Annotated in this window: 18 protein-coding genes; 8 read left to right on the forward strand and 10 right to left on the reverse strand. The window is 61.2% G+C overall.

Annotated features, from left to right (window positions below; translation table 11 throughout):
• Nucleotides 1–8: 8 nt before the first annotated feature.
• Both otsA and otsB read right to left on the reverse strand, forming a co-directional pair.
• On the reverse strand, nt 9–1,385 hold the full coding sequence (otsA, locus tag FHT84_RS11500) for an alpha,alpha-trehalose-phosphate synthase (UDP-forming) (protein WP_183762365.1): 1,377 nt from the start codon (nt 1,383–1,385) through the stop codon (nt 9–11).
• Between the two features lie 51 nt (nt 1,386–1,436).
• Entirely contained in the window at nt 1,437–2,231 is a 795-nt protein-coding gene (gene otsB, locus FHT84_RS11505; RefSeq protein ID WP_183762378.1) for a trehalose-phosphatase, read from the reverse strand.
• A gap of 663 nt (nt 2,232–2,894) precedes the next feature.
• Between otsB and FHT84_RS11510 the strand changes: the two genes are divergently transcribed.
• On the forward strand, nt 2,895–3,710 hold the full coding sequence (locus tag FHT84_RS11510) for a class II glutamine amidotransferase (RefSeq protein ID WP_183762381.1): 816 nt from the start codon (nt 2,895–2,897) through the stop codon (nt 3,708–3,710).
• On the opposite strand, the gene coaBC is transcribed toward FHT84_RS11510, so the two are convergent.
• The gene (gene coaBC / locus FHT84_RS11515) at nt 3,697–4,908 is read right to left on the reverse strand and encodes a bifunctional phosphopantothenoylcysteine decarboxylase/phosphopantothenate--cysteine ligase CoaBC (RefSeq protein ID WP_183762384.1); all 1,212 of its coding nucleotides are present in this window, start codon (nt 4,906–4,908) and stop codon (nt 3,697–3,699) included. The two genes, FHT84_RS11510 and coaBC, sit on opposite strands and share 14 nt — an antisense overlap.
• A 214-nt stretch (nt 4,909–5,122) precedes the next feature.
• Here coaBC and FHT84_RS11520 point away from each other — a divergent pair, with 214 nt between their 5' ends.
• Nucleotides 5,123–5,569, forward strand: a complete 447-nt coding sequence (locus FHT84_RS11520; protein WP_183762740.1) for an ester cyclase — start codon at nt 5,123–5,125, stop codon at nt 5,567–5,569.
• A 151-nt stretch (nt 5,570–5,720) separates the two neighbouring features.
• On the opposite strand, the gene FHT84_RS11525 is transcribed toward FHT84_RS11520, so the two are convergent.
• Nucleotides 5,721–6,485: an SDR family oxidoreductase gene (locus FHT84_RS11525; RefSeq protein WP_169644233.1), complete on the reverse strand. Its 765-nt coding sequence runs from the start codon at nt 6,483–6,485 to the stop codon at nt 5,721–5,723.
• A 119-nt stretch (nt 6,486–6,604) separates the two neighbouring features.
• Here FHT84_RS11525 and FHT84_RS11530 point away from each other — a divergent pair, with 119 nt between their 5' ends.
• On the forward strand, nt 6,605–7,510 hold the full coding sequence (locus FHT84_RS11530; protein ID WP_183762388.1) for a LysR family transcriptional regulator: 906 nt from the start codon (nt 6,605–6,607) through the stop codon (nt 7,508–7,510).
• Here FHT84_RS11530 and FHT84_RS11535 read toward each other — a convergent pair whose 3' ends face one another.
• A complete protein-coding gene (locus FHT84_RS11535) occupies nt 7,511–8,386 on the reverse strand; it encodes a LysR family transcriptional regulator (protein WP_183762391.1) in 876 nt (291 codons plus the stop codon).
• Between the two features lie 98 nt (nt 8,387–8,484).
• Here FHT84_RS11535 and FHT84_RS11540 point away from each other — a divergent pair, with 98 nt between their 5' ends.
• The 5 genes from FHT84_RS11540 (at nt 8,485) to FHT84_RS11560 (ending at nt 11,477) form a co-directional block, all read left to right on the forward strand.
• Nucleotides 8,485–9,768: an MFS transporter gene (locus tag FHT84_RS11540; RefSeq protein ID WP_183762743.1), complete on the forward strand. Its 1,284-nt coding sequence runs from the start codon at nt 8,485–8,487 to the stop codon at nt 9,766–9,768.
• A 14-nt stretch (nt 9,769–9,782) separates the two neighbouring features.
• Nucleotides 9,783–10,169, forward strand: coding sequence for a VOC family protein (locus tag FHT84_RS11545; protein ID WP_183762394.1), 387 nt, complete (start codon nt 9,783–9,785; stop codon nt 10,167–10,169).
• Between the two features lie 90 nt (nt 10,170–10,259).
• The gene (locus FHT84_RS11550) at nt 10,260–10,601 is read left to right on the forward strand and encodes a metalloregulator ArsR/SmtB family transcription factor (protein WP_112343615.1); all 342 of its coding nucleotides are present in this window, start codon (nt 10,260–10,262) and stop codon (nt 10,599–10,601) included.
• On the forward strand, nt 10,585–11,067 hold the full coding sequence (locus FHT84_RS11555; protein WP_112343616.1) for an SRPBCC domain-containing protein: 483 nt from the start codon (nt 10,585–10,587) through the stop codon (nt 11,065–11,067). Before FHT84_RS11550 ends, FHT84_RS11555 begins: the two co-directional genes overlap by 17 nt.
• A gap of 5 nt (nt 11,068–11,072) precedes the next feature.
• Nucleotides 11,073–11,477, forward strand: coding sequence for a GFA family protein (locus FHT84_RS11560; RefSeq protein ID WP_183762397.1), 405 nt, complete (start codon nt 11,073–11,075; stop codon nt 11,475–11,477).
• Here the strand turns inward: FHT84_RS11560 and FHT84_RS11565 are convergent.
• From FHT84_RS11565 to FHT84_RS11585, 5 genes are all read right to left on the reverse strand, one after another.
• Nucleotides 11,474–11,878: a type II toxin-antitoxin system VapC family toxin gene (locus tag FHT84_RS11565; RefSeq protein WP_169644246.1), complete on the reverse strand. Its 405-nt coding sequence runs from the start codon at nt 11,876–11,878 to the stop codon at nt 11,474–11,476. The genes FHT84_RS11560 and FHT84_RS11565 overlap by 4 nt on opposite strands.
• A complete protein-coding gene (gene vapB / locus FHT84_RS11570) occupies nt 11,875–12,117 on the reverse strand; it encodes a type II toxin-antitoxin system VapB family antitoxin (RefSeq protein ID WP_112343619.1) in 243 nt (80 codons plus the stop codon). Before vapB ends, FHT84_RS11565 begins: the two co-directional genes overlap by 4 nt.
• A gap of 65 nt (nt 12,118–12,182) precedes the next feature.
• Nucleotides 12,183–12,857 carry a hypothetical protein gene (locus FHT84_RS11575; protein WP_183762400.1) on the reverse strand — a complete coding sequence of 225 codons (675 nt, stop codon included), beginning with the start codon at nt 12,855–12,857 and terminating at the stop codon, nt 12,183–12,185.
• 123 nt (nt 12,858–12,980) lie between these two features.
• The gene (locus tag FHT84_RS11580) at nt 12,981–14,642 is read right to left on the reverse strand and encodes a urocanate hydratase (protein WP_183762403.1); all 1,662 of its coding nucleotides are present in this window, start codon (nt 14,640–14,642) and stop codon (nt 12,981–12,983) included.
• Between the two features lie 254 nt (nt 14,643–14,896).
• Nucleotides 14,897–15,226, reverse strand: coding sequence for a TfoX/Sxy family protein (locus FHT84_RS11585; protein WP_037149213.1), 330 nt, complete (start codon nt 15,224–15,226; stop codon nt 14,897–14,899).

Raw genomic sequence — 15,226 nt, forward strand, 5'->3', positions numbered from 1 at the left:
ATCATGGTCTATTCCGCCGTAAGATCGGCAAGAAACGTCTCGCACCAGCGCGATACGTCATTTTCCAGCAGATAATCCATCATGCCGCGCCAGCGCTCCTGCCGCTCCTGTAGCGGCATGTTGATGGCGCGCGCCAGCGCGTTGGCGGTGCCGTCGACATCATAAGGATTGACCAGCAACGCGCCCTTCAGCTTGCGCGCGGCCCCGGCAAAGCGCGATAGCACCAGCACGCCCGGGTTTTCAGGGTCTTGCGCCGCGACATATTCCTTGGCGACGAGGTTCATACCGTCGCGTAGCGGCGTCACGAGCCCGACCTTCGCAAGCCGGTAAAGGCCTGCCAGGATCGGGCGGCTGATCGAACGGTTGATATAGCGGATCGGCACCCAGTCGACCGTCCCGATCGCGCCATTGACCCGGCCCGCCTGTTCGGCAACCGCGTTCTGCATCGCCTCATATTCGGGGACTTCCGAGCGAGATTTCGGCGTGATCTGCAGATAGGTGATGCTGCGTTGGTGAGCGGGGTTGTTGGTGATGAAGCGTTCGAAAGCGTCGATGCGCTGCGTGATGCCCTTGGAGTAGTCGAGCCGGTCGACGCCGAGGATCAGGTCGCGGCCTTCAATGCTTTGCCGCACCTTCTGCACCATGCTGTGCGACGCGGCCCTGCGGGCAAATTCGGCAAAACCCGCCGTCTCGATACCGATCGAGTAGGCGCCGCCGCGAAAATCATGGCCGTGGGCGCTGAAATGGCCGGGACTTCTCTCGATGCCCATCCCCTCGCGCTTCAGGCAGCCCGCAAAGTTTTCAAGATCGTAATCGGTTTGGAAGCCGAGCAGATCGTAGGAGGAAAGGCCACGCATGATCTCCTCATGCACCGGCATGGCAAGCACGACATCAGCCGGCGGCCAGGGAATGTGCAGGAAGAAGCCGATGCGGTTCTTCAAGCCCATCTGCCGCAGCTCCGCCGCAAGCGGAATGAGATGATAGTCATGCACCCAGATGATGTCGTCAGGCTCGATCAGCGGTGCAAGCCGGTGGGCGAAGAAGCGGTTGACCCGGAAATAGCCGGTCATTTCCTTGCGGGCATATTCGGCGAGATCGAGCCGGTAATGGCAGATCGGCCAGAGCACGCGGTTCGCAAAGCCCTGATAATATTCTTCGACATCGGTCTGGGTCAGATCGGTCAGCGCATAGGTGATGTTGCCGTCCTGCGTCATCTTCAGCGGCTCGGGCTCGACGTCGCCGCTCGATTTGCCGGACCAGCCCATCCAGATGCCGCCGCGCTCGGCAAGAGCTGCTTGCAACGCCACGGCAAGGCCGCCCGCAGCTGCTGCACCCTTGTGATCGGGCACGGAAACGCGGTTGGAAACAATGATGAGACGACTCAACGGTAACTTCCTTTCGAGAAGGCTGGGATCGGTGTCGACGTGATCGACTGATTACTTGACGAGCGTTCCCAGCACGTCCCTTAAACGCGCAGGCGAGCCAATGGATGCACGCGCAAGCGTTTTTCCGTTGGCATCGCCGATGCGCACGGATTGGCCGCCGAGACGGTTGGCGGCGGCAAACATCGTCTCGTCGGTCACGTCGTCGCCGATCGCAACCGGGCGGCGCCCTTCGAAGGGCGTTTCGGCAAGAAACGCCTCGACGGCGTATCCCTTGCTGGCATGCGCGGGGCAGATTTCGATCACCATCTTGCCGCGCTGCAGGTTCCAGTCGGAACCGGCTTCCTCCAGATGGCGTTGCATGACCTCGCCGATTTCGGCCTCGTATGCGGGTGCATGCCGGAAGTGAACCGCAACCGCGGCCCCCTTGTCCTCGACGATGGCGCCGGGCCAGGCTTGGGCCTCGTAGGAGATGGTCTGCTTCATTGCTTGGAAGGCTGGCGGAATATGCGCTCGCCGCAGCCGCCCGGCCGCATCACGCCGCTCCGCGCCATGCAGGCCGGCGACAGGAAAGCGGAAGGGCGCGAAAAGGGGATCGACGAATTCGATGGCGCGGCCCGTCACCAGGGCGAGCGCGCCGCCGAGCTGGCGGGAAAGCGCATGCAGCGTGCCGGGCAGATAGTCGGGCACGACGATCGCCTCCGGCCTTTCGGCGAGATCGAGCAGGGTTCCGTCGATATCGAGGAACAAGGCCCAGTCCTGCGGATACAATGAGAGTGCGGTAAGGGCCGGCTCATTCAGCGGCCTCGGTTTGGCTTCACCCTGTTCGGGCCGTTCCTGAGAAGACATGCTGGGTTAGCTAAGGCGCTCTTCCCATTTGGCAAGACAAAAAATAGCAGCTCAAAATCAAAAGGGGCCGCCTTAAGCGACCCCCCATGAGCTTTGGCCCGTAACTGGCCTGAAGCGACGAACGCTTCGGGAAGGTGCTGGTCAGAGCGAGGGCTGCCTCGCAACGTTCACAACCATTTCCATGCCGTATACAAAGACCGAAATCTCACTAGACATTGGATCACCTTCCTTTCGTTACGTTTCAGACAAGCTAAACGTAGCTCAAATTTGACCTGATGCAAGAGGCACGGTCTTGAAGAGCTTCACACTTATTGTCGCAGTGAAATGTGTTGCCCGCCGCATGTCGGGCAAGAGCCCTGCCGCAGCGGCCTTCACAAAGAAAATGTTGCGATGCGAAACGTGAACGGACGAAGCGTCAAATATCTGTCATCTTGCACCGCGCGGCATGGAAAATTAAGACTTTATTATCCATTCCGCATAAACAATCGTCCTAGAGCCGGATGATTTTAGGTCGGCTCGACCTAAAATCTGAATCCGCTCTAGAATCGAAGAAGTAGAGCGTGATGTCGTCCGAAAACCGCCTACACTTTTCGGCATCACGCTCTGGATTTGCCATTCTCCCGCGAGACAGGAACACAGGCGGGAATCGGAGTATTAAGACACATGTGTCGCTGGGCAGCCTATCGTGGAGACCCCCTCTATCTGGAGGAGCTGGTGTCTTCGCCCGCCCACTCCCTGATCGAACAATCCCATTGCGCCACGCGCGCCAAGACGGCGACCAACGGTGACGGCTTCGGCATCGCCTGGTATGGCGACCGACCGGAGCCTGGCCGTTACCGCGATATCCTGCCGGCCTGGTCCGATTGCAATCTGAAGAGCCTGGCGCGGCAGATCCGTTCGCCGCTCTTCCTCGCCCATGTCCGCGCGGCCACCGGCGGCGGCACACGGCGCGACAATTGCCATCCCTTCGTCTTCGAGAACTGGTCCTTCCAGCACAATGGCCAGATTTCCAATTTCGACCGCCTGCGCCGGCCGATGGAAGCCATGCTCGACGACCGGCTGTTCCATGCCCGCAGCGGCACAACCGATTCCGAACTCCTGTTCCTGTTGGCGATGCAGTTCGGTCTTACGACGAACCCGACGGCGGCGATCGCTCAGACCATTGGTTTCGTCGAGGGCTTGTCGCTGCATCTCACGGGCTCGGTGCTGGTGCGCTTCACGGCGGCCTTCTCCGACGGCAAGTCGCTCTACGCCATCCGCTATGCGACAGACCGCAAGGCGCCGACGCTGTATGCCTCGCCTGTCGGGTCAGGCTACTGCCTCGTATCGGAGCCGCTGAACGACGATGTCGATGCCTGGCGCGAGATCCCCGATGGCAGCGCCGTTCTGATCGACGACACGGGCGTCCATGTCACGCCCTTCCAGCCGGAAGAGCATGCCGTCGGAGAGATCCGGACACCGGCTGCTATCCCTGCTTGAACTGTTCCGATATCAGCGCCGCCAGCCGCACCGCCACTTCATCCTTGTCGAGATCGGGCCACTGCTCGACGCCGCCGTGACTGACAATCTTCACGCGGTTTCGTGTACCCCCCATGATGCCGGTTGCTGGCGAGACGTCGTTGGCGACGATAAAGTCGGCGCCTTTGCGTTCGAGCTTCGCGCGGGCATTGCTCTCGACATCCTGGGTTTCGGCGGCAAAGCCGATGACGAGTTTCGGCCGCTGCGTATGGTGGCCGACCGTTTTCAATATGTCGGGATTTTCGGTGAGCGCCAGCGTTGGGATCGATTCGCCCGGATGTTTCTTGATCTTCTGGTCCGATGCGGAAGCGACGCGCCAGTCCGCGACCGCCGCCACCATCACGGCGATATCAGCCGGAAGGGCCGCAAGCACCGCGTCGCGCATCTCATCCGCCCGCTCGACATGGATGACGTTGAGGCCGACCGGATCGGGTATGGTGACCGGGCCGGAGACGAGCGTGACATCGGCGCCGAGCGCAGCAAGCGCCGCGGCGATCGCATGTCCCTGCCGTCCCGACGAGCGGTTGGCGATGTAGCGGACCGGGTCGATCGGCTCATGTGTCGGTCCCGAAGTGACGACCGCCTTCTTGCCGGCTAGCGGCTTGGCGCCGTCGTCCAGCCGACGCTCGACGGCTGCGACGATATCGAGCGGTTCCGCCATCCGGCCAGCGCCGCTTTCGCCGCTCTCGGCCATTTCGCCGGTCATAGGGCCGATGAAGGCGATGCCGTCGCTGCGTAGAGTTTCGACGTTGCGCCTAGTCGCGGGATGGGCCCACATCTTGGGGTTCATGGCGGGGGCTGCGAGGACTGGTCTGTCCGTGGCGAGCAATATGGTCGAGGCGAGATCATCGGCCAGCCCGTTTGCCATCTTGGCGAGCAGATCGGCAGTCGCGGGCGCGATCAGCACGAAGTCGCAGTCGCGCGCCAGCCTTATATGGCCGACATCCTGCTCATCCTGCCGCGAAAACAGATCGGTGAAGACATGGTCGGCGGCAAGCGCGCCGACGGCAAGCGACGTGATGAACTCCTGTGCGCCCGATGTCATAACGGGCCGCACGCTTGCGCCGCGCTCGCGCAGCCGGCGGATGAGATCGAGGCTTTTATAGGCCGCGATACCGCCGGAGATGATGAGGAGGATGCGCTTTCCTGCGAGAACCATGCCTGAACCCGTCGCCTGTTCTTTTGTTCACAAGCCTAAGCCTTTGGCGTGTCATAGGCAATCGGGGCATTGCCATATGATGGTTGTGGGCCACGCTCGCCTCCATTTTCAGCGTGTAATCACGTGGGTCTCACGTCCTTGTCATTTGCGAGTGCCTTCCGTCCCGAACAACACTGAACGCATTAACGATCGAAGGAGTAACGTCTTGAAACTGATGAAAGTCGCTGTCATCGCCCTGCCAGTCATGGCTGCCGCCGTGCCGGCCTTTGCCGAGCGTGCCTATTCGCCACAGGAGCAGAAGAACAAGGAAATCGTTCTGGATTTCTACCAGAAGGCGCTGAACGACAAGGATTTCGACGCGGCTTCCAAATATCTCGGCAAGTACATCCAGCATAATCCTCTTGCAGCCGATGGCCCCGAAGGCCTGCGCGGTTTCCTGGATTACCTGAAGAAAAATTATCCGCAGTCGAAGAGCGAGATCAAGCGCGTGATGGTCGATGGCGATTATGTGATCCTGCGCGTCCACGCCATTCGCCAGCCGGGCGATCGCGGCAGCGCCATCGTCGATATCTTCCGCGTCGAGGACAACAAGATCCAGGAACATTGGGATTCGGTGCAGCCGATCCCCGAGACCTCGAAGAACGACAATACGATGTTCTGAGCGGAGGGGTCGCAAGGGATATAGAATCCACGGCTCATTCAAAGCATTCAAGCAACATGATCCCGCAACCATTTCATATGTTGCGGGATCATGTCCGCGTTCCGATCATCGCCGATGTGGGCGACGATAATCGCGCCGAGAAAAGGCGCCGTCAGGTACGTGTGATCGAAAGGCCACCGTCCACCAGCGAAGCGGTGCCGCTGACGAAGCTTGCGTCATCGGAGGCAAGATAGAGAACCGAGCGAGCGATCTCTTCGGGGCCGGCGACGCGCTTCAGCGCATGCAGATTGGTTATGAAAGCCTGCTTTTCGGCCGTATCGTTCATGTCGCGATACATATCGGTATCGACCGCACCCGGCAGTACGGCATTGACGCGCACATTCTGCGGGCCGAATTCCGCAGCCAGCGTTTGCGTCAGGCCGATCAGGCCGGATTTGCTGGCGGCATAGGCGGCGACGCCCGGGAAGCTGACGGTATGGCCGACAAAGGTCGATGTGAAAATCACGGAGCCACCGCCGTGCTTGATCATTTCGCCGATCTGGTGCTTGGCGGCCAGGAAGGACGCAGTGAGGTTGATCGCCAGCGCTTCGGAAAAGCCTGCCTCCGAAACTTCGGTGCTGGGGCCGGCCTCGCCGATTGTGCCGGCATTGTTGAAGGCAATATCAAGCTTGCCGTAACGCTCGACTGCAAGGGCGACCAGAGCTTTGTGATAGTCTTCCGAGCGTACATCGCCGGCCAATACGGCTGCTTCACCGCCGGCTGCCTTGATCTCGGCGGCAAGGCTTTCCAGCTCTGCCGCGCGGCGAGCGCCGACGACAACCTTGGCACCTTCGGCGGCGAAGAGCTTCGCGGTGACGCGGCCGATACCGGAACTGGCGCCGGTGACGATTGCGACTTTTCCATTCAAGCGGTTCATTGTTCCATCTCCTGTGTGAGAATGTGTCTTTCGGTTTGTCCGATACGAGGAAGATGGCCTTTTCCGATCGTTCGGATTAGTCTTTAAAAAGAGGAATTCGAATTCGGAGTTTCCGAACGATGCTGAAGATCGACGGGATCGTGACGTTCGTGACTGTAGCCGAGGCCGGCTCGATCAGCGAGGCGGCGCGGCGCCTGCGCCTGTCGAAATCCGTGGTCAGCGAGCGCCTGTCGGAAATGGAGAAAGCATTGGGGGCAACCCTGCTTCACCGCACGACCCGCAAGCTGACCCTAACGGAGGACGGCACCGCTTTTCTGCAGCGCGCGACGCGCATCGCGCAGGAGGTTCGTGAGGCGGCGGCCGATCTTGCCGAACGGCGCGGCACGCTGATGGGACCGCTGCGCATCGCCGCACCCGTCACCTTCGGCCGCCTGCATCTGGGGCCGGCCCTCTATCCGTTTCTCGCCGATCATACGGAGATCGAGCTGACGCTCGATCTCGATGATCGTCGGGTCGATGCCGCTTCGGATGGCTATGATGCGATCATACGCCATGGCCTGATCGCCGACTCGCGCCTCGTCGCATGGAAGCTCGCCCGCAGCCGCCGCCTTCTCGTGGCCTCGCCGGATTATCTGAGCCGTCACGGCAAGCCCGCTTCGCTCCCCGATCTTGGGGATCACCGCGGGATTTTCTACACGAATCGCGGCGTCGCGGACTGGCGTTTCGAGCGACCAGAGGGCGCTGTGGTCATCCGTGCGAAGCTGGCACTGGGCGTCAACAATGGCGATGTCCTCCACGATGCAGCGATTGCCGGGCTCGGCATTGCCCTGCTGCCGGCCTTCATTGCCGGGCCTTCGGTGCGGGAGGGGCGCCTCGTCGAGATCGATGTCGGCTACCGCCCGGAACCGGAATTCATCTTCATGGCCCATCCGGAAGGCCGCAATCCCTCGGCCAAGCTTCGAGCCCTCGCCGATCATCTGAAAAAAGCGTTCGGCGATCCACCCTATTGGGAGCGGAACAAATAATTACGCAATCAGGCTCATGAGGTTGGCGATGACGGGCGATCGCTGCGCCTTAAGGCTGGCAAGGCCGAGCCGCGCCACGACGGGCGGCCCATCGATTTGCCGATAGGCGACGCCGTCGAGCTTGATCTGTGCGATCGAAGCCGGAACGATGGAAACGCCCAAGTTTGCGGCGACGAGATTGACGACAGATGGGATCTGCGGCGCTTCCTGCGTCACCACGAGGTCGAAGCCGGCTTCGCGGCAAGCGGCGACGATATCGTCATAGAGGCTGAGCCCCACCATGCGCGGGAAGAGAATGAAGGGCTCGCCCGCGAGCGCCGCAATCGGCACGCGTTCCTTTTTCGCCAGCGGATGATGGGCCGGCAGCGCGATCAGCATCGGTTCGTCGGCAAAGCGTTTCAGGCGTACGTCTCTGGGGTCTTCAAGGCCTGGCCGAATGAAGGCCGCGTCGATCTCACCGCGCATCAGCCGCTCCATCAGCGCATTGGTATTCATCTCTGTGAGCGATATCAGCACTTCCGGCCAGTGCCGCCGAAACTCGCGAATGGTCGATGTGACGATTGTGTTGAAGGCGGAAGAGGCGGTGAAGCCGAGCGACAGGCGGCCGATCTCGCCGCGATTGGCGCGCTGGGCGGCAAGCTTCGCCTTTTCCGCCGCATCGACCGCCATTTTCGCTTCCGCGAGAAAGGCCTCGCCCGCCGCCGTCAGTTCTGCGCCATGCGGTACGCGGTGGAACAGTTGGGCGCCCACCTCGTTTTCCAGGTCCCGGATCTGCTGGCTGAGCGGTGGCTGGCCGATGCCGAGACTGGCCGCCGCACGGGTGAAGTTTCCCGCTTCCGCCAGCGCTAGAAAATAGCGGATATGACGCAGCTCCATCGCTATCTCCAAAAGCTATTAAGATCGCCTGTTCCATATATTGGACTAATGGAGTGGGTCTGGCTAGATTCCAGGGCAAGAAAGGTCAGGTGCCACCGATGTTTCGCGCCGTAAGTCAGCAGCAAACCACTGCGTCCGAAGTTCCTTCCCGCCCCGAATTGACGCTCGTCAGGAACGAGCCGCCAACCGAGACCCGCCAGTTTCTGACGCGCGGCACGCCTGCCTTCCGCCGCGCGACCATTGGGCTGTTTCTCTCCGGTTTCGCCACTTTCTCGCTGCTCTATTGCGTCCAGCCGCTGATGCCGATCTTCGCCGAAGATTTCGGCGTCACGCCGGCAGCAAGCTCGTTATCGCTCTCGCTTTCCACAGGCTTCCTGGCCTTCGCGATCTTCGGCGCTGCCGCTGTTTCCGAAAGCCTCGGCCGCCGCAGCCTGATGTTCATCTCGCTGCTCGGCGCGGCCATCTGTACGATCGTCTGTGCGGTGTCGCCGAGCTGGCATATGCTGCTCGTCGTTCGTGCGCTCGAGGGCTTTCTGCTGGGCGGCGTGCCGGCTGTCGCCATGACCTATCTGGCTGAGGAAATCGAACCGCGCGGCCTCGGCGGCGCCATGGGCCTCTACATCGCCGGCAATGCCTTTGGCGGCATGGCCGGGCGCGTGGTGACCGGTACGATCGCCGAATATCTGAGTTGGCGGCCGGCGCTGGCAACGGTCGGCATTCTCGGCCTGATCGCTGCTATCGGCTTCCTCTATCTCCTGCCGCCGTCGCGCAATTTCACCCCGCGCAAGGGCTTTGATGTGGCCTTCCACCTGAAGGCTTGGAGCGGTCACTTCGGCAATGCGGCGCTGCCGCTGCTCTTTGCCATCGGTTTTCTCGTCATGGGCTCCTTCGTCACAGTCTATAACTATGCCGGCTTTCGTTTGGTCGCTGACCCCTATGATCTCAGTCAGACCGAATTGGGCCTGATCTTCACCGCCTATCTCTTCGGCATCGGCGCCTCCTGGGCGGCTGGTCTGCTCGGCGATCGCATCGGCCATTTCGTCGTGCTGCCGGTGGGCGTGCTGATCGCCGCGCTCGGGGCGGCGGTGACGCTTTCCAGCTCCTTGCCACTGATCATTCTCGGCATCGTTCTGGTGACGATCGGTTTCTTCATGACGCATTCCGTTGCCAGCGCGCTGGTGGGGCGGCTCGCCCATGGCTTCAAGGGGCACGCCTCCTCGCTCTACCTGCTCGCCTATTATCTCGGCTCCAGCATAGCGGGCTCGGTCGGCGGCTATTTCTGGCTTGCCGATGGTTGGAATGCCGTGGTTGCCTTTATCCTCGTCATGCTGGCACTCTGTCTCGTCAGCGCTTTTGCCGTTGCCAGGCTGGCGCGTGGTTGAGTCAGGAGGCCGCCATGATCCGCATCGACCATCTCGATCATCTGGTGCTGACGGTCGCGAGCATTGAGGAGAGCTGCGATTTCTACACCCGGGTTCTCGGCATGGGCATAGAAACCTTCGCAGAGGGCCGCAAGGCCCTGACCTTCGGTAACCAGAAGATCAATCTGCATCGCGCCGGACATGAATTCGAGCCCAAGGCCGAACGGCCGACACCGGGCTCGGCCGATCTTTGCTTCATCAGCACAACGCCTCTGGGTGATGTCATCGCTCACTTGCAAGCTGAAGGCGTTGCGATTGAGGAAGGCCCGGTGCGCCGAACCGGCGCGACCGGCCCCATTCTCTCGGTCTATTTCCGCGATCCGGACCAGAACCTGATCGAAGTGTCCAATATCATTTCCTGAGATTGCGCGGCGGTCGGCGCTTCTTGACACAGCTCGTTGCAGCCTGTAGTAAACCAGTAAGTTAATTAACTTTTTGGTTTAATAAGTCCTATGGATGTATTGAGCATGACCCTCTCGGCCCTTGCCGATCCGACCCGCCGGGCAATCCTGGCGCGGCTGGCGGCCGGCGAGGCATCCGTCTCCGAGCTGGCCGAACCCTTCGACATGTCGCTGGTCGCCGTCTCCAAGCATTTGAAGGTGCTGGAGAAAGCCGGCCTGATTTCGAAGGGCAGGGAGGCGCAGTGGCGCCCCTGCCGGCTGGAGCCCAAGCCGCTCCGGCAGGTGGACGACTGGCTGGAGAGCTACCGGCTATTCTGGAGCGACAATCTCGATCGCCTGGAAGCCTATGCGGCACTATTGCAAAAGGGAGAAAAGAATGACCCCAGCAACTGAGGGCGGCAGCATACGCTCACCGCGCGAGATCGTGCTGACCCGCGAAATCGCCGCGCCGCGCGCTCTGCTGTTTCGTCTCTGGACGGAGCCGGAGCATATGGTGCGCTGGTGGGCGCCCCAGAACATGACCGCGCCATCCGTCTCTGTCGATTTGCGGGAAGGCGGTGCCTGGCGGCACTGCATTCTGACACCGGAGGGCAAGGAATATTGGAGCCATGGCCGCTATCTGGAGATCGTCCCACCCGAGCGCCTCGTCTTCACCTTCGCCTGGGAAAACCAGGAGGGGAGGCCCGAACATCCGATGCAGGTGACCGTCGAATTTCACGAGCGTGGCGAGAAGACGTACCTCGTCTTCCGCAAGGTTGAGCTACCCGACGACACCGAGCTGAAGCTGCAAACCGGCGGCTGGGAACAGGCGCTCGACAAATATGTCGCTTACGCAGAAGCCACCTCAAGGGAAGGATGAGAGTGATGAAGAAGACTTATCACGGAAGCTGCCATTGCGGCGCCGTCGCTTACGAAGCCGATCTCGACCTGCAGGGCGGCACCTTCAAGTGCAACTGCTCGATCTGCAAGAAGAAGCGCAATTGGCTGGCTGTCGCCACACCCGCCGATTTCCGCCTGACCTCGGGCGAGGAGAGCATCGGCGAATATCAGTTCGGCCCGCGCATCCTGCATCACCTCTTCTGCAAAAATTGCGGCATCAGTTCCTTCAACTGGGGTGAAAACCCGGCACTTGGCGGCAAGTTCTATGCGATCAGCATCAGCTGCCTGGACGATGCCACCGACGAGGAACTCGCCTCGCTTCCCGTCGGCTATTTCGATGGCCGCGACGACCGCTTCGATCGTGCACCGGAAGAAACGCGTTATCTTTAGCCGCTCGACGAGGATTCCCAGTCTTCGAAACGTAGATTGGGAACGCGTTCAAACTCTCTGACATTGTGCGTTATCAGGATCAGATCGCGGGCGACGGCTTGTCCCGCGATCAAAACGTCATAGGCACCGATCGGTGTGCCGAGAGAAGCAAGGCCTGCGCGAATTTCGCCGGCCGCACGGGCATCTTCCTTATCGAAATCCAGCGTCTCGAATTGCAAGGCATCGACACGTGCCAGATTGTCGGAAACGCGCTGACCCTTGTAGGCGCCATAAAACAACTCATGTACGACGATGGCCGGAATGGCGAAATCCTGCGGCTTGTGTCTGCGAAGCTCGCTGACGAAGCCGGAATGTCCTTTCATCAGGGCGATGACAGCATTGCTGTCGAGTAGATATTTCACTTGAAGATATCCAGCTCGGGGCGTTGCTGCTCAGCCGGCTCTTCCTCGGTTGCTTCTACGAAGTCTTGATCAACTGGCCCCGTAACAGACTCCAGCCAATCCCAATCTTCGGCGATCGGCTCCAGAATGATTGCTTTTCCCTGCCGGCGGATGCGCACTTCCTCGCCATCGAGCCGGAATTCCTTCGGCAAGCGTACGGCCTGCGAGCGGCCGGACCAGAAGATCTTTGCGGTGTCCATGCCATGGCTCCCTTGAGATATGACATTGATATATAGCATCTCGAGCGCTATTTCAATTCGAGGCGTTATGATCCCGATTTTGTCGCCAGCCAGATGACATGGCGTGCACCAGTCTTACCATTGGCGCGCGTGTTGACCACCTCGGCGGTAAAACCACTGTCGCGCAACCGCCTTGTGAAGCGCTCGTCAGGCCCTGAAGACCAGACCGCGAGCACGCCTCCCGGGCGCAGCGCATCGCGCGCTGCCTTCAGGCCCTGATAGTCGTAAAGGCCGTCATTGGCCTCCGACGTGATGCCATCCGGGCCGTTGTCGACATCGAGCAGGATGGCGTCGTAAGCTGTCTTTCTGGCACGGATGAGCGGACGCACATCGCCTTCGTGGATCGCGACGCGCGGATCGTCGAGACAGCCGTCGAAGACCGTTGCCATCGGTCCGCGTGCCCACGTCACGACAGCCGGAACCAGCTCCGCAACGGTGATCTTGGCGTCCGCACCGAGTTCGCCGAGTGCCGCGCGCAAGGTAAAGCCCATGCCGAGGCCGCCGATCAGGACGTGCGGCGCCTTCCGGCCCTTGATCTTCTCGCAGGAAAGCGTGGCCAGCGCCCGCTCGGAGCCGCTCAGGCGACTGTTCATCAGCTCGTTGGTGCCAAGCATGATGGAAAATTCCTGGCCGCGCTGCTTCAGGCGCAGCTCGCCGCCGCCGGGGATTTTCGCAGTATCGAGCAAGGTCCAGGGGATCACGGGCAAATTCTCCAAAGCAATTCCAGAAAAACTGCGTAGCGGTTTTCCTGGAATTGCATGCAAACAGGTCGTTTCGAATTGCCCGGGACCATAGTCTCTGGAAGCTGCTAAGAACAGACGCGCCTATCCCAAACGGATATAGGGCACATCCTTTTTCGCGACTTCGTCTAGCGCTTCCTCATAGCCGGCATCGGCGTATCGCATGACGCCTAGCGCGGTGTCGTTGGTCAGTGCATGATCGAGCCGTTCGTCGGCGGCAGCCGTGCCGTCGGCAACTACGGTGACGCCGCAGCTCGTCATATAGCCGGCATAGCCGCCGCCGCCGGAGTGGACGACGACGAGATCGGCCATCGAGGAGCAGAGCATCATGGCGTCGATCAGCGGCCAGTCGGCGATGGCGTCGGAGCCGTCCTTCATGCGCTCGGTCATGATGTTCGGGTGTGCCATGGCGCCGGCATCCAGATGGTCGCGCGAGAAGGCGATCGGACCTTTGAGTTCGCCGCTCGCCACGAGCTCATTGACGCGGCGGGCAAGCGCTGTCCGCTCGCCATGGCCGAGCCACGCGATGCGTGCCGGCAGTCCTTCGAAAGGCACGTGCTGACGGGCAAGCTTGATCCAGTTGGTGATAATCTTGTTGTCCGGGAACATGTCCAGCAGCAGATCGTCGATGCGGGCGATATCGCTCTCCTCGCCGGAAAGAGCCATCCAGCGGAAAGGCCCGATGGCACGGCAAAAGAGCGGCCGCAGATAGGCTTCGGTAAAGATCGGAATATCGAAGGCATTGGCGACGCCGCCTTCCTTCGCCTGCGTGCGGATGAGGTTGCCGTTGTCGAAGACTTCGGAACCCTTTTTCTGGAAATCCAGCATGGCCTTTACATGCTCGACGATCGAGGCGCGGCTTGCCGCCATGAGCTGGCCCTGACCGTCGTCGCGCAAGTCCCGAACCTGCTGCAGGTTCATGCCTTTCGGCACATAGCCATAGACGAGATCGTGCGCCGAGGTCTGATCGGTGACGATATCGGGCACGATGCCGCGGCGTGCAATCTCGGGATAGATCTCGGCCGCATTGCCGACGAGGCCGACGGAAAGCGCCCGCTTCTCCTTGACGGCCGCATCGATCATCGCCAGCGCCGAATCGAGATCGGGTGCGATTTCCTGCAGATAGCCGATCTCCTGACGCTTCCTGGCGCGCTCCGCATCGATATCGACGCAGAGGATAGCGGCCCCCGCCATGCGGCCGGCGAGCGGCTGCGCGCCGCCCATGCCGCCGAGACCGGCTGTGAGTACGAAACGGCCGAAGAGATCGCCGCCGAAGCGGCGCTCGGCGATGCGCATGAAGATTTCATAGGTGCCCTGGATCACGCCCTGGCTGCCGATATATTGCCAGGCGCCGGCCGTCAGGCCGCCCCAGCAGATCAGGCCCTTGCGCTGCAATTCGTAGAAGACTTCTGCCTTCGCCCACTGCCCGACGATATTGCAGTTCGCCATGATGACGAGCGGCGCCTTGTCATGCGTGCGAATGAGGCCGATCGGCTTGCCGGACTGGATGAGCAGCGTCTGGTTCTCATCCATTTCGGTGAGCGCCTTGACGATGCCCTTGTGCGCAGCCCAGTTGCGGGCCGCCTTGCCGAGGGCGGCGTAGACGACGAGATTGTCGGGATCTTCGCCGACCGAGAGCACGTTTTCGAGCAGGCGCAGCAGAGCCTCCTGCCGCCAACCCCTGGCACGCAGCTCCGGACCGCCCGGAATGGGGAATTTCGGGTGACGTGGATTGGCTTTCGGCATGATTGCTTTTCCTCTTGTTTGATAGTCTCCCCTTCTCCCCGGCGGGGGTCCGAAGGACGGTCGAGACGAGTGGCTCGACCCCGGTTGGTGGCCCGCCCTTCGGCAGGCGCAGTGTCCGGATGAGGGGGCGATGCGGCACATATCGTCTTCGCGTACCGCTCAGACGTTCGCTCCTTAGTCGCTCACCCCCTCATCTGTCCTGACGGACATCTTCTCCCCGCTGCGGAGAAGAGGAGTGTTCTTCAATACTCATTTCATTTCGGCGGCAGGCCTTCGACGAAGTCCAGCGCGGCCAGAAGCAGCCGCTTGCGCAGCATGTCGTTGCCATAAGCTTCCGGCCCGGCGCGCACCCAGCCCTGCATTGTCCGTCCGCCCATCTGCATGCGGTTGACGTCGTGCTGCTGAACCGCCCAGCTATCGTTGCCCTTGCCGAGGCGGATCAGCATCCCATCTTCGCGCGCGCCGCACAGTAGATGGCCGTTGAGAAGAAAAGCCCAGCCGCCGAACATCCCTTTTTCGCTAAGCCCGGGCCGTGGTCCGAGCTCCTCTCTCAGCAATTCTTCGAGACCTGCGTCACGCGCCAT

This window comes from Rhizobium sp. BK289, assembly GCF_014193575.1.
GTDB classification, from domain to species: domain Bacteria; phylum Pseudomonadota; class Alphaproteobacteria; order Rhizobiales; family Rhizobiaceae; genus Rhizobium; species Rhizobium tropici_C.

Coding starts and splice junctions, on each gene's coding strand:
- otsB (WP_183762378.1), bottom strand. CDS start 2,231: ATGTCTTCTCAGGAACGGCCCGAACAGGGTGAAGCCAAACCGAGGCCG.
- FHT84_RS11510 (WP_183762381.1), top strand. CDS start 2,895: ATGTGTCGCTGGGCAGCCTATCGTGGAGACCCCCTCTATCTGGAGGAG.
- coaBC (WP_183762384.1), bottom strand. CDS start 4,908: ATGGTTCTCGCAGGAAAGCGCATCCTCCTCATCATCTCCGGCGGTATC.
- FHT84_RS11520 (WP_183762740.1), top strand. CDS start 5,123: ATGAAAGTCGCTGTCATCGCCCTGCCAGTCATGGCTGCCGCCGTGCCG.
- FHT84_RS11525 (WP_169644233.1), bottom strand. CDS start 6,485: ATGAACCGCTTGAATGGAAAAGTCGCAATCGTCACCGGCGCCAGTTCC.
- FHT84_RS11530 (WP_183762388.1), top strand. CDS start 6,605: ATGCTGAAGATCGACGGGATCGTGACGTTCGTGACTGTAGCCGAGGCC.
- FHT84_RS11535 (WP_183762391.1), bottom strand. CDS start 8,386: ATGGAGCTGCGTCATATCCGCTATTTTCTAGCGCTGGCGGAAGCGGGA.
- FHT84_RS11540 (WP_183762743.1), top strand. CDS start 8,485: ATGTTTCGCGCCGTAAGTCAGCAGCAAACCACTGCGTCCGAAGTTCCT.
- FHT84_RS11545 (WP_183762394.1), top strand. CDS start 9,783: ATGATCCGCATCGACCATCTCGATCATCTGGTGCTGACGGTCGCGAGC.
- FHT84_RS11550 (WP_112343615.1), top strand. CDS start 10,260: ATGGATGTATTGAGCATGACCCTCTCGGCCCTTGCCGATCCGACCCGC.
- FHT84_RS11555 (WP_112343616.1), top strand. CDS start 10,585: ATGACCCCAGCAACTGAGGGCGGCAGCATACGCTCACCGCGCGAGATC.
- FHT84_RS11560 (WP_183762397.1), top strand. CDS start 11,073: ATGAAGAAGACTTATCACGGAAGCTGCCATTGCGGCGCCGTCGCTTAC.
- vapB (WP_112343619.1), bottom strand. CDS start 12,117: ATGGACACCGCAAAGATCTTCTGGTCCGGCCGCTCGCAGGCCGTACGC.
- FHT84_RS11580 (WP_183762403.1), bottom strand. CDS start 14,642: ATGCCGAAAGCCAATCCACGTCACCCGAAATTCCCCATTCCGGGCGGT.
- FHT84_RS11585 (WP_037149213.1), bottom strand. CDS start 15,226: ATGGCGCGTGACGCAGGTCTCGAAGAATTGCTGAGAGAGGAGCTCGGA.